General features: G+C 48.5%; 12 protein-coding genes. 2 read left to right on the top strand and 10 right to left on the bottom strand.

Annotated elements, in window-relative coordinates; genetic code table 11:
* From BLV62_RS05695 to BLV62_RS05680, 4 genes are read right to left on the bottom strand one after another with little or no spacing between them, the layout of a single operon-like run.
* Positions 1–774 (bottom strand): SDR family oxidoreductase, encoded by a 774-nt coding sequence (locus BLV62_RS05695; RefSeq protein WP_089759590.1) that lies wholly within the window; start codon positions 772–774, stop codon positions 1–3.
* Positions 768–1820: a type III polyketide synthase gene (locus BLV62_RS05690; protein WP_089759886.1), complete on the bottom strand. Its 1053-nt coding sequence runs from the start codon at positions 1818–1820 to the stop codon at positions 768–770. The genes BLV62_RS05695 and BLV62_RS05690 overlap by 7 nt, the downstream gene beginning before the upstream one ends.
* Entirely contained in the window at positions 1817–2530 is a 714-nt protein-coding gene (locus BLV62_RS05685; protein WP_089759588.1) for a methyltransferase domain-containing protein, read from the bottom strand. The genes BLV62_RS05690 and BLV62_RS05685 overlap by 4 nt, the downstream gene beginning before the upstream one ends.
* Positions 2521–3648, bottom strand: coding sequence for an NAD(P)/FAD-dependent oxidoreductase (locus BLV62_RS05680; RefSeq protein ID WP_089759586.1), 1128 nt, complete (start codon positions 3646–3648; stop codon positions 2521–2523). Before BLV62_RS05680 ends, BLV62_RS05685 begins: the two co-directional genes overlap by 10 nt.
* A gap of 130 nt (positions 3649–3778) precedes the next feature.
* Here BLV62_RS05680 and BLV62_RS05675 point away from each other — a divergent pair, with 130 nt between their 5' ends.
* A complete protein-coding gene (locus BLV62_RS05675) occupies positions 3779–5032 on the top strand; it encodes a hypothetical protein (RefSeq protein ID WP_211117670.1) in 1254 nt (417 codons plus the stop codon).
* Between the two features lie 21 nt (positions 5033–5053).
* Here the strand turns inward: BLV62_RS05675 and BLV62_RS05670 are convergent, their stop codons facing one another.
* From BLV62_RS05670 to BLV62_RS05645, 6 genes are all read right to left on the bottom strand, one after another.
* Positions 5054–5545, bottom strand: a complete 492-nt coding sequence (locus BLV62_RS05670; protein WP_089759584.1) for an anthrone oxygenase family protein — start codon at positions 5543–5545, stop codon at positions 5054–5056.
* An 11-nt stretch (positions 5546–5556) separates the two neighbouring features.
* Positions 5557–6198, bottom strand: coding sequence for an NAD(P)-dependent oxidoreductase (locus tag BLV62_RS05665; protein ID WP_089759583.1), 642 nt, complete (start codon positions 6196–6198; stop codon positions 5557–5559).
* 81 nt (positions 6199–6279) lie between these two features.
* On the bottom strand, positions 6280–7092 hold the full coding sequence (locus BLV62_RS05660; protein ID WP_089759581.1) for a helix-turn-helix transcriptional regulator: 813 nt from the start codon (positions 7090–7092) through the stop codon (positions 6280–6282).
* A 93-nt stretch (positions 7093–7185) separates the two neighbouring features.
* Entirely contained in the window at positions 7186–8361 is a 1176-nt protein-coding gene (locus BLV62_RS05655) for a glycoside hydrolase 100 family protein (protein ID WP_089759579.1), read from the bottom strand.
* Between the two features lies 1 nt (position 8362).
* The gene (locus BLV62_RS05650) at positions 8363–9505 is read right to left on the bottom strand and encodes a glycosyltransferase family 4 protein (protein ID WP_089759577.1); all 1143 of its coding nucleotides are present in this window, start codon (positions 9503–9505) and stop codon (positions 8363–8365) included.
* Positions 9502–10158 (bottom strand): PIG-L family deacetylase, encoded by a 657-nt coding sequence (locus BLV62_RS05645; RefSeq protein ID WP_089759575.1) that lies wholly within the window; start codon positions 10156–10158, stop codon positions 9502–9504. The genes BLV62_RS05650 and BLV62_RS05645 overlap by 4 nt, the downstream gene beginning before the upstream one ends.
* Before the next feature lie 270 nt (positions 10159–10428).
* Here BLV62_RS05645 and BLV62_RS05640 point away from each other — a divergent pair, with 270 nt between their 5' ends.
* Complete coding sequence (locus BLV62_RS05640) at positions 10429–11964, top strand: sulfatase family protein (RefSeq protein ID WP_089759572.1); 1536 nt, start codon at positions 10429–10431, stop codon at positions 11962–11964.
* The last annotated feature ends 36 nt before the right edge of the window (positions 11965–12000 follow it).

Here is a 12000-nt window from a genome sequence, read left to right as displayed (position 1 = left end):
TTACTGTAAATGTGTTCCTCCGTCTACCGGTATAATGGTTCCATTGATCCAGGCCGCTTCATCGCAACATAATAGGTACACAACATTGGCTACATCTTCGGGCGTAGTGGTCCTGCCAAAAGGATTCCTCTCTTTGCTATACTCCAGCAACGTATCGCTGCCGGGGATCCGCCGCAACGCCGCCGTATCTGTAACACCCGCCCTTATGCAATTGGCTCTTATCCCATAGGGCGCCATTTCCAGGGCCAGGCTCCTGACAATCGCTTCCAGCGCAGCTTTGGCCGCCGATACCGCCGCATAGTTCGGGATAGCTTTATAACTGCCATCACTTGTAAATGCAATGATCCTCGCATCCGCTGCAAATAATCCTGATTTCAGCAATGCTGCCGCCCAGTCGTATAAACTGGTAGCCATATATTGCAACGTAATATCAATATCCTCCCGCTGCAGCTGGGGGATCTCCTTCAGGTTTCCCCTGGCAATGCTATGCAGCAGGCACCTTACCTTTCCTGTACCGATGGCTGTTTGAAGCGCCTGCAATACTTCATCCCGCTGCGCCGCATTCAAAACATCCACGTTAAAGGAGATCAGCTCCACACCCTCCTGCCTGACCGCTTCAAACGCCGCTTGTATGGCCGGCAACTCTACCCGTGTATTACGATGAACAACACAGATATTCATGCCATGCCTTGCCAGCTTTTGTATCGCCGCCAAACCCAACCCGCTGCTGCCTCCCAACACCACGGCCCAGGAGCCTTCGAATATTTTTACCATTGTAACAAAATTCTTTGTGCTGAAAATCCAGGTCCAAAGCTCAGCATCAGTCCTTTTTTCCCCGCAGGTATCTCCTGGTCCAAAAATCTTTCCAGTACATACAACACAGTAGCACTCGACATATTTCCATATTGCCGTAGCACCTCCTTCGTATCGTCCAGCTGTTTGCCCATAGACACAAACAACGATTCTACCAGGTTGATGATCTTCCTTCCTCCCGGGTGAAAGATCAGGTGATCTATATCTTCGATCGAAAGTTGGTGTTTGGCAAGGAAAGGATGTACGATATCCCCGAAATGCGCTTCTATCTTCTCCGGCACTTCCACGTCCAGCACCATTTTTAAACCGCCGTTCGTGAGCTGGAAACCCATCAGGTGATCCGCATCATAGAAGTGATACATTTCCTCTTCCAGTATTTCCGGCCCTTTATCTGTATCATAAGAACTCAGGATAGCGCAGGCGGCTCCGTCTCCGAAGATCGCTGCGCTCACAATATTCGGCATCGAATAGTCGTCCAGCTGGAAGGTTGCGGTAGGCGATTCCACCGCTATTACCGCCGCCCGTTTATTGGGATTGGCCGCCAGCATTTTTTTTGCATAGAGCATACCTGATACGCCAGCTGCGCAACCCATCTCGGTAACGGGTAAACGCACTATATCCTGTTTCATCTGCAACTCATTGATCAGGTAAGCATCCATCGAAGGGATCATGATACCGGTACAACTAACGGTAATAATAAAATCAATATCTGTAGGGCGCAGCGATGCTTTTTCCAGCGCTGCTTCCAGGCATTGACGTCCTAACCTGGTACCCTCTTTTATATAAATATTATTCTTCTCTTCAAACGATGTTTTGGTAAAAACCTCCTCCGGTCCCATGATCGAATAACGTCTGTCTACTCCCGCATTTTCAAATATCTTCTTTACCTTCCTTACAAAACGGTCTTCCTGGCCGGATAACCAAAGATCCAAAAAAGGAAGTATCTCTTGCGTAGTTCTGGTATAGGGCGGTAAGGCTTTTGCGACAGCTTGAATTTTTACGCTCATAAGTTCTTTATTATCCATTGATACCGGAACGCCCATTTCCATTTAACAGAGTAATGATTAATCTGCAATGAGGCAGCCAGTTGTTCTAATTCTTTTTTCTTAAATCCTCTCAATATTGAAATCTTACCATCTGTTCTTACCATCCGGTTCCAGTTGAAAACAATGCACAACAGGCTGAATAAACGGTAAGCCAGCGCACTTCTTTGCAGATCGTTGATCACAATCCCTACCCTGGCCTGCCGGAGAAAAAGACGCAGTAAGGTCTTTACTTCCTCTTCCGGGAAATGATGCAGGGTAAGTGTCCCCAGTATTATGTCGGACTCCTGTTTTTCAAACCACTCCGACATAATATCTTCACAATAATACTCAATATCAGGATAGGATACCGATAACTCTTTTGCAAACCCGATGGTCGTAGCATTAGCGTCAACCCCTATTAACCTGAACCGGCGGTTGATCTTTTTTGCCGTATCTGCCAACTGTCTCAGCATTTCCCCGCTTCCACATCCCGCGTCCATAATTGTCACCATCTGATCTGCCGGCAGCTCCCTGAGCAGCTGCAACACCCCGTTTATTGTCACGTCATTGCCGCCTAACCGGCGGTTGATCTGGTCTATCTTTACCAGGGTCTCTTTTAACATGGGTCCTTCCATATTAAAATCGTCCATGATCTCCGTTTCCCTACTTCTGTACGTCGTGTCTATCCACATGTTAATGGTTTTCCGTGCGTCATTTTAATGATCTTTGGAAGCAACCGGGGAAAGCAGGTAAGCCCCTTCATCATGGATACGGCCAGCTGCTCGTGCTGAAAGCAGGCAGATAAAACCCTTCCCATCCTCAGCCTGCGGCTGAACGCTTTCTCCCAGTCATGTATATACGTAGTTTCCAGTCGCCTGCGATCTTTTTTATAAGTAAAAAAATAATCCAGGATGTTCCTGGAAACTATTTGCCCGCTATGAATAGCCATTGCCATGCCATTTCCGCAAAGCGGGTGGATCAACCCCGCGGTATCGCCTGCCATCAGTATATGATCAAATACTTTTTCTTTCCTGGCAAAAGAGATCTGGCTGATAGCCAGGCGCTTTTCGAATATTAAAGTACTGTTGGTCAAAACCTCTTTCAGGAAAGGATTTCCGTATACCACTTCCTGCTGATGCGTTTCGATATCCTGGTATTTTTTAAAACTATCGTAATGCACGAGGTAACAAATATTGATGATCCCTCCTTCAACAGTCGACACCCCGCAATACCCTCCCCTGAAATTATGCAGGCTCACGGTATCTGCCGGGAAATCTCCCTTATAATGCGCCTTAACGGCCAGCCAGGGCGATCTTTGCTGAACAAAACCCCGCGAGAGCTTTACATCCAGCGATGCGCGTTTACCATAAGCTCCTACTGCCAGCGGCGCAACAAACACGCCCCGTTCCCTGGTTTGCACATACATCCTGTCGTTCTCCATCCGCACATCGGTCACCGCATCATTGATCAATTCACCTCCCTGCGCCAAAAACCGCTCCATCAGGAAATGATCGAATGCATACCTGCTGATCCCGAAACCGCCGAGCGGCAATTGGGCTGTCAGCGTTTTTCCCTGGTGATCTGAAAGCAATAACCTGGAGATACTGGCCGGTTGTAAAGGAGCTGGATCTATGTTCAGCCACTGTAAATAGGGTAACACCTCGTTGGAAATATATTCCCCGCATACTTTATGAGAAGGATAACGGCTCTTTTCAATTACAATGACCTTCAACCCCGCTTTCGTTAAATGGATAGCACTTGTCAGGCCCGCAAGCCCCCCGCCGATAATGATTACATCTGTTGTGCTCATAACTGTAAGCCGATTTGTGAAGATAAAGAATTTCTCTGTTTCCTTTCATCACGCGTCCATCGACCTTTATCCCAAATTTTATCGATAGCCGGTCAAAAAATCTATCTTTCGAAAAAATATTTTCCACGAAATGCGAATTATCACTCAGCGTCCGGCAATCTTCGTGCTGGCTTTCTTCCTCTTTGGCGTCATGTTAGCGAACGCCCAACATTTGCCCGGTAAAAAAGGGATCTCACGTAAAAACCTGGAATACTACCTGGATCATGCGGTTACCATGACAGAGTTCCTGTCTGTTGACCCGTATGCCAGCGATGCGCCTTATCCTAATAAGGAAGACGATATCCGGTTAATTAAAAACATAGGCGCTAAATTCATTGGCCGCGCTATTTACAGGTGGGGCGGCGAAGCCGTACTGGCTAATCCCGATTTCCTGCAGAAAGCAAAAGCGCTGGCGGATGAAGTACGGAAAAACGACCCGGAAGTTATCTTTCAGGCCGCTTTGTTTGAACAGATCAGCCACCAGGTAAACCAGGTACCCATCCCCGGTTGGGCCTTTCAAGCGCTGGACATGCCCGTTGAACAACGGAATTTCAACTACGACAGCATGTTGAACCTGAAAGGAAAACTGGTCGACCATTGGAGCAAGGGAAACAGTGTGCCGGATATTACCAGGCCCGAAACGCAGCTGTGGTTCATGTTCCTGGCAGGCACTTATATGAATGTTGGCTGTGAAGCGCTGCACCTGGGCCAGATCGCGCTCATTGGGATGGAAGACCCAAACCTCGACCATTGGGCGGCATTCATTGCCCGGTTGCGTAAATACGCAGGCGCGCATACCAGGAGCCACTGGGTGCTGCTGGATGCGCATACGCCGTCGGGCGGCATGTTGTACAAAGGCAAAAGCCTGCTGGATTTTAATTCCTTCCCTCTTCGCATTAAATCTGTTCCGGGGAAACCCCAGGAAGGCATACTGGAAATGGGTTTTACAGATGCGCTCTTCGGACGCAGCAAAGGCTGCATTTCCCCCAGTGGTTGGAAAGCGGCATCATTGCCCTATCTCGTAGAGTTAGACAATTTCGGTGTCAGCAATCACCCGGGCGTACCGGATACAACAACTATTTACCCATGGGGCTTTGACGAGATCAGTTGGTTCTACCAGCAACCTGAAGAATACCGGCACAACTGGCTCCGGTATGCCGACAAATGGGTGACCGAACATGATCCTAACGGGCATTTGCAGATGCCCGTTACAAGGATAGTGACATTGGGTTATAAAAAACCGCGGGTGAAGTATAGGGCCAATACCCGTTCTGCCAATTGCCCGGATGGGATGAATGACGAGACTGTTATTAAAGAGATCTGGGAAAACAGGCAATCGCGGTAATCTTTCTTATTGAGAACTGTTTTACCTGGATTTGCCGATGTAAAGGGCTACCACGCTTATTGCAAAGCAGATCACCGATAAAACAGTTCTCCAGGTATGCGTCTGGTTCCAGGGAATGGCAAAATGATCCCTGGCAACAGCAAGTTGTTCTCCTGTCATCGCCCCCGTATTATACGCAGCCAGCTGGTTATTTAATGGCACATTTACTACTGCCGTCAATCCAAATACCCCGATAATGTAGATCAACGCAGCAACTGCGAACAATATTCCTCCCAAACCGGCTCCCGCTTTGAAATGCAGCCAGGCCGAGAGCGGCAATAAGATACATGGCAATACGAAGCAAGACAGGAACACGGGGTTCAGGATACGTTCGTTGATACCCTGCATGGCTTTGATATAAGCCAGGTTGTCTAATTTCAGGAACGCAGGATTTATGGCGGTGCTGAACCCGAAGAACAGCCCGGCTATCAGCCCCGCCGTAACGATAGCGACTATTGAACTAAATGATGTCATGATGTGAGAATTTAATAGGAAATACCCGGTGTCCTGTATAAATATCCCGGATTATGCAGTTCCTGCAACATAAAATGTGCAACATCCGCCCTGCTTACTTTCACCGCTATTTTTTTCTTATGCAGTTCCTCTCCATGCTGGTAACTGCCTGTAAGCGCCCCGTCTGTAAGGTTTCCCGGCCTGATAATGGTCCATTCCAACCCGCTGTGTTTAATGTGCTCTTCCTGGATAGCATGATCTTCAAATGCTTTTTTCAGAAGGAATGGAACGATAATGTTTTTGAAGATGAAAGACGTTTGTTTCAGCGCCGCTTTACCATCGCCGTAGCCTAAAGAAGTTTGACAGATAAGCCGTTTAATCCCGTTTGCCTGCATCCCTTTAATGATATTGAGGCTGCCCTGTGAACGGATGACGCCCGTTTTATTCGCAGGCGCGCCTAATGTACAGAAAACAGCGTCCTGGCCTTTGAGGGCGTTCTGCACTGCCCCCGCATCCAGTATATCTCCTTTTACTACAGTTAAATGCGGATTGGTTACAGGCAGTTTGGAAGGGTCCCGCACATATGCAGTAACCTCGAAGCCCTGTTGCAATGCCTGTTTCAGGAGTTCCAAACCGGTTCCGCCGGTAGCGCCGAATATGATAATCCGTTTCATAGTTAAATTATTTTGAAACAAAATTATCACGGCCCGGAAGCTAAAAATTGAACAAAATCGACAAAATAAGAGAAAAAGGTCCTAAAGGATGACGGTAACACTGCTGTCCATTACCTTCTCCCGGAGCTGTTGCAACTGGAGAGGAGAACAACCTGCAAACTCCCTGAAATTCCTGATGAAATGGGATTGGTCTGCGTATTGGTGCCGATACGCGATATCGGAAAGTTTTTCGAAACTGGCGGTGCGGAGGCTCTGAAGGCTGGATTGAAATTTCACGATCCTGGAAAACAGTTTTGGCGAGAGCCCTACGTATTGTTTAAACTTCCTTTCAAAACTGCGTTCTGTAAGGAACAATTCTGAGCGGAGGTCTGCCAGCCCCAGGTTCCCGCTATGTTTCCAGATCTGTTGGGCTGCGTAAATGATAGCGCTGTCCTGGTTCCTGGCTTGACGGTTTGCCTGTTCGCTGATAAAAGCAACCAGTTTACGTATACGCATCTCCGTTGTAGGCTCGCGTTGCAGAACGGCCGACAACATATCTCCTACTGCTGAAAAATACGGGTTCAGTTCCATGCAGTCGTCTGTCAGTTCCTGGGCATCGATCCCGAAAATGGCTTTCAGGCCATATGGCTGGAAAAATATTCCTATGGTATCAAACTCCCCATCGATGTGAATAGCGGCGGCTTTCGTAGCCTGGCCGTACAGGAAGGAGGCAGGGAGTTGTTTATCGAATTGGTAGAGGATACCTTTTTCTTTGTTCTGAAAAATAAAACCGGGCGTGCCATCCGCCAGGGTCCTGAAAGACCGCACCTGGCTGGTCGTATCTCCTTCCAACACCCAGAAGTGCCTAATGTATGGCTGAAGCTCAGCGGGTGGCGGAATTTGTAGATACTGCATGCGTTTGCTTTATTAAATTCGCTTCGGTCAAAACTTTTTATGCACCTTTGCAGGAAATCTCTATTTAGCTATAAAGATAGGCAGAAATAAAGATCAAACGCTCACCCTCAATTCTTCAAAGAACGGGGTTCTTCTCTCTTCTACGCATTTCACCGCATAGATATACATCGCCGCGCTCCAGGTCTGCCAATCCTGGCCTTTTGCTTTGCCATCCTGCGCTTTGATCCACTCGTTAAACCCGTAGTCTACCTCCCGGCAGTTAACCAGTTTATTTAGAGCCGTCAACTCTCTTAACTTTTCTTCCGCCAGTTTATATTTCCTGGCAGCTACCAGGGCCGCTACATAAAAACCGCAGATAAAGGGCCAGATCCCCCCGTTATGGTAGTCGCCCGGCAGGTTGAACGATTTATACCGTTCGTGCCAGTCGAAATCGCCCGGCTTCGTATATGGGAAAAAGTTAGGAGGCAGGTTTACCGCAAGCAGATCGTTTTCTTTCAAGGCCTTGCATTCTTCCTCTATCCAGTTGATCATCTCTTCTGCCCGGGAAGGCGAAGCCAGCCCCGTAAGGATGGCCAGGCTGTTGCCCAGCAGATCGAAACGTTCGCTGCTTAAAACTTTATAAGACCATAAAGCGTAATAAGGTTTTTTCTTTACCACCAGGCCTTCATGTACGTACCGGTGCTGTACGCCGGCGGTAATTGTAAAACGCGACATGGCCTTTTTCACCAGCGCGGCCCGGGAGTGATTGCCCAGGGCTTTCAGGTAACCGTATACCAATGTGTTTACAAACAGGCCGTAACCTAGTACCCATTGCTCGTCGCGCCAGTCGCTGGTTGGCTGCTGGGCTACAAGCACCCTGTCAGACGGGCTCTGGTACTCCATCCAGCGTAAGGATCTTTCTACTGCTTCATTCAGGAAATCCTTTTCGCTTGTGAGGTTCCGGTACATGCCGGTTATCAGCAAAAAAAGCGGGGTGCTGTCGCTGGCTCCCAGGTCTTCTTTATCGTGCACCAGGGAAGCGATGTGGCCATGAGGAGTTTGATTTTGTGCGAGGGTTTCCAGCACCCGTCGTATGCTGGCCATCAGCACTTCGTTGCCGGATGTGGCAACGCCGAAAAATGAGATCAAAAGATCGCGGGTATATGGCTCGGGGTATCCCCAACCTGCGGTTCGGGGAAGTCCTTCCACCGGTCCTTTCACATTATGCAACAACACCCGGATGGCAGCATCCCTCGCTGCAGTGATTTCGAGCCATTGGTCCGCATTCATCTCAGTAAATATTTAACCGCGTATTGATCAGTTTCACAAACTGCCTGGCTACCTCCCTGTAATCAAACTTCTCCAAAACCCTTTGCCTGCCGGCTTTTCCCAGCCTATTGGCATAAGCGATATCATTCATCAGTTTGTACAAATGCGTTTGTATATCGCTTACTTTCGCCCGGTAGTCGACCGTTCTTGGAGTATCGAATACAATTTTGCGACCATCTTTATAACCTGCCTCAGCGCCCAGCGTCACTTCTTTTACAATGATATGTTCTTCTACATCGGCCAGTAAAGCGGTTTCTTCATGCACCAGCGTATCCAGCATGCCCATAGCCTTTATTCCTATCACCGGTTTCTCGCAGGCGCTGGCTTCCACCTGCGTCATCCCGAATCCTTCCAGGCGGGATGGGCCTACATAAATATCACAGGCATTGATGAGGTAAGGCATTTCACTTCGCGAAATAACGCTGGTAACATAACGTACTTTGTCCTGCAATCCCAGGTCTTCGGCCAGGGCTTTATCCAGCTCATTCTGAACGGCTGTACGTTGCTGCGGCCATACCTTGCAAACATATTTGTATTTAGGCACTTTGTCTTTCAGTTCGGCCAGGGCCTGCATTACTTCCCTGGCGCCCTTGGAGCAGGCGTCGCCTCCAATGGTCAGGAGCATCAGTTCATCTGGCTCAATACCCAGGGAGGCCCTTATTTCCTGTACTTTTGGATGATCGCGCGATACAGGGGCGAAGCTGCAGGTGTTGCAGCCTATAGGTAATATTTCAATGTTATCGCCATTGATACCGTCCCTTATGTACATTTCTTTCACCCATGCCGAGGTAACCAGGATCAGCGGCAGTTTATTCAGCACATCCTGGTAATTGGCGACATAACCATCTGCTAGCAGCCATGGTACGGGGAGTATACCAAATTTCTGGGGATGCAATACGAGCTGGGGAGTATAGCCCCAATACCCTACCCCTACTGCTACATCCGGCTGGAAATTCCGGTAATACCATTCCTTTTCAAGTGGAGAGTCGTAGTGTGCTGCATGCACTTCAACCCCTATGGATTTCAGACCCTGGAACAACAGGTCGCCTTGCGTGGAAAGTCCTCCTGGTCCCGGAGGATAGTCGTACATCAATAATACTTTCATGGTTCTCGTGATAAACTGTTAAGCCATTGCATAGCCTCATCGGGGTGCGAAAAACACCAGAACGATTCGGCGGTTGGCGTTGTGGCAGCTTCCCAGCTATCCGTCTTAAAGCCATAAGTTTCGGTCATCAACGCATATTTATGCTGCCAGATCTCCTTATCTAAAACGTGGTAAATTGTTGCTTCCGGTATTGCTTCCGGGTAATAAGCCCTCATCCCGTCTTCGTATGCAAACACCCATAGTTCATCGGCGTCTATCTTTCCTTTCTTCCATAAATTAATAACTGCCAGGCTGGTTTCTTCATGCCGTAAATGACGGGTATATTCCCCGTGCGGGTGATGTGTAACGATCAGATCATAATGCTGAGCTGGTAAAAGATCCAATATTTGCTGCTCTACTGCTTCCGGGTCCAATGGCGCCTGTTCCGGGCCATCGTTCATATCTCCTATGACTCCTTTTGCTTTATACGCGTTTAATACTTTGAAAAATTTGGGGGCTCTGTCCGCATCCCCGGCCCTGCACAAGCTCACCACTACCCAGTTCCAGTTCTGGTGATAGAGCATTGTACCTCCTGCCCATAACGTTTCATCGTCAGGATGCGCCACGATAACGGCTGCCAGTTTCTGATGACTCTCCGGGTTTCCAGTACTCATAAAACGTGGTTCTAATATTAACAAACAAGGTATTACTAAGATACTGAGATTATTTTTTAATTCCTCAACAATTATCCCCCTATTTCTTTTGCCGGTATCACGAGCCCGTTGCCTAACTGCCACGCCTATACTGAGTTTCAGCGAACGGCCGGCAACAGCCGGTAAAAGATAATAAAATAACAGCGGAATGTTCTATCTTGGTTCTGCAACGGGAACATTGACACAAACATCAGCTATCAACAATTATTTTTCTGCCTAAAAACATTGAACATGAAAATCTCTGCGGGCGGCCTGAAGAAAACCTGGGTACTGCTGTTGCTATTGGCAGCAGGAAGCTACGCCCAACAACCAAAACGACCTAATATCATATTTATTTTTTCCGACGATCATGCCTACCAGGCCATCAGCGCTTATGGCAATAAACAGGTGCAAACGCCCAACATTGACAGGATAGCGAAGCAGGGCGCCCGGTTTAACAATGCGCTGGTAACAAATTCCATCTGTGGCCCCAGCCGCGCCACATTGCTTACCGGCAAATACTCTCATATCAACGGCTACCCGCTGAACGAGCAACGGTTTGATGTAAACCAGCAGCTCTTCCCTGCATTATTACAGCAGCATGGCTACCAGACCGCCTGGATAGGCAAATGGCACCTGGGTAACCTGCCCAAGGGATTTGATTTCTGGCGGATACTGAACGGGCAGGGACAATACTACAACCCCGATTTCATTGGCCCGAAAGATACGGTGAGAATGGAAGGCTATGTTACCAACCTGATCACCGGCATGTCGCTGAACTGGCTGAAAAACCGCGATACTTCGAAGCCGTTTTTCCTGGTAGTAGGCGAAAAAGCTACGCACCGCGAATGGCTGCCCGACCTGCAGGACCTGGGCGCCTATGATCATATCACCTTCCCACTGCCTCCAACGTTCCGGGATAACTACCGGAACAGGGAAGCCGCTCAGAACCAGGACATGACCATCGATAAAACCATGCGCCTGAAAGAAGACCTGAAAGTGCATGCCAACTACGAAAAAGGCATCTATGGCAGGTTTACGCCGGAACAACGCCGGGTGTTTGAAAACTACTACGAGAATAAGGTAAGTAAAGAATTTGACGAAAAAAAGCTGGCAGGAGAAGCATTGGTAGAATGGAAATACCAGCGCTACCTCCGCGATTACCTGTCGACCGCCCGCTCGCTCGACCGCAACATAGGCGAAATACTTGCCTACCTCGACAAAAACGGGCTGGCCGAGAACACTGTCGTGATCTATGCCTCCGACCAGGGCTTTTATATGGGAGAACATGGCTGGTTCGATAAGAGGTTCATATATGAAGAATCGCTGAAAACGCCTTTCGTTATCCGGTATCCGGGAGTGATCAAACCAGGAACGCAGGTCAATGAATTAATGGCGAACATCGACTGGGCGCCAACCATCCTCGATCTTGCAGGCGTAAAACCGCCGGCCGATATACAGGGCACGTCTTTCCTGCCACTGGTAAAACCGGGCGGCGACAAGAAGAACTGGAGGAAAGAAGTGTATTATCATTACTATGAGTTCCCCCAGCCTCATCATGTTTACCCTCACTTTGGCATCCGCACCGCCCGGTATACGCTTGTCAGGTTTTACAACCCCGGCAAAAGCTGGGAACTGTATGACCTGAAAAAAGATCCGCACCAGGTGAATAATATTTACGGGCAGAAAGGAATGGAAAAAACGACTGCGGCGCTGAAAGAGAAATTAAAACAACTGATGATCCAATACAAGGATACGGCGGCGTTAAAAATTTTGGAAGCAGAGTAACAACCAGGCTTTCCAATTCGTTTAATTACCGGGAAG

The sequence above is a fragment of the Chitinophaga terrae (ex Kim and Jung 2007) genome (assembly GCF_900107795.1).
GTDB lineage: Bacteria > Bacteroidota > Bacteroidia > Chitinophagales > Chitinophagaceae > Chitinophaga > Chitinophaga terrae.
The sequence above is the reverse complement of the archived record's forward strand: the minus strand, read 5'-3'. Positions and strand labels throughout refer to the sequence as shown.

Bases quoted from the DNA above. Each gene is read 5' to 3' on its own strand.
- BLV62_RS05695 (WP_089759590.1), bottom strand. From the start codon at position 774: ATGGTAAAAATATTCGAAGGCTCCTGGGCCGTGGTGTTGGGAGGCAGC.
- BLV62_RS05690 (WP_089759886.1), bottom strand. From the start codon at position 1,820: ATGAGCGTAAAAATTCAAGCTGTCGCAAAAGCCTTACCGCCCTATACC.
- BLV62_RS05685 (WP_089759588.1), bottom strand. From the start codon at position 2,530: ATGTGGATAGACACGACGTACAGAAGTAGGGAAACGGAGATCATGGAC.
- BLV62_RS05680 (WP_089759586.1), bottom strand. From the start codon at position 3,648: ATGAGCACAACAGATGTAATCATTATCGGCGGGGGGCTTGCGGGCCTG.
- BLV62_RS05675 (WP_211117670.1), top strand. From the start codon at position 3,779: ATGCGAATTATCACTCAGCGTCCGGCAATCTTCGTGCTGGCTTTCTTC.
- BLV62_RS05670 (WP_089759584.1), bottom strand. From the start codon at position 5,545: ATGACATCATTTAGTTCAATAGTCGCTATCGTTACGGCGGGGCTGATA.
- BLV62_RS05665 (WP_089759583.1), bottom strand. From the start codon at position 6,198: ATGAAACGGATTATCATATTCGGCGCTACCGGCGGAACCGGTTTGGAA.
- BLV62_RS05660 (WP_089759581.1), bottom strand. From the start codon at position 7,092: ATGCAGTATCTACAAATTCCGCCACCCGCTGAGCTTCAGCCATACATT.
- BLV62_RS05655 (WP_089759579.1), bottom strand. From the start codon at position 8,361: ATGAATGCGGACCAATGGCTCGAAATCACTGCAGCGAGGGATGCTGCC.
- BLV62_RS05650 (WP_089759577.1), bottom strand. From the start codon at position 9,505: ATGAAAGTATTATTGATGTACGACTATCCTCCGGGACCAGGAGGACTT.
- BLV62_RS05645 (WP_089759575.1), bottom strand. From the start codon at position 10,158: ATGAGTACTGGAAACCCGGAGAGTCATCAGAAACTGGCAGCCGTTATC.
- BLV62_RS05640 (WP_089759572.1), top strand. From the start codon at position 10,429: ATGAAAATCTCTGCGGGCGGCCTGAAGAAAACCTGGGTACTGCTGTTG.